General features: G+C 49.0%; 1 tRNA gene (cut by a window edge). It reads left to right on the top strand.

What is annotated here, in order from left to right:
* Positions 1-199: 199 nt before the first annotated feature.
* Positions 200-245 (top strand) — tRNA-OTHER (locus DXA60_RS09645); it runs 66 nt beyond the window's last position.

Here is a 245-nt window from a genome sequence, read left to right as displayed (position 1 = left end):
CCCTGTCACGGCGGAGGTCGCGGGTTCGAGTCCCGCTTGGGTCGTTTTGCAGTGAGGAAAATGTGAGTGTGTATGCCAGTTCTACGAACTGCCATCCTGCGCTAACGCTCGGATAAAATAAAAGATTCTGAGTCTTAGCCATGCAAGCATGTCACAACTCAGAATCTTTTATTTTAACACTCACTACAAGTAATCTCGTGGGATCTTAGCTCAGCTGGGAGAGCATCTGCCTTACAAGCAGAGGG

It is taken from the genome of Roseburia sp. OF03-24, assembly GCF_003463035.1.
GTDB lineage: Bacteria > Bacillota > Clostridia > Lachnospirales > Lachnospiraceae > Roseburia > Roseburia rectibacter.
Note: the sequence above shows the minus strand (reverse complement) of the source record. Positions and strands in the feature narration are given on the sequence as shown.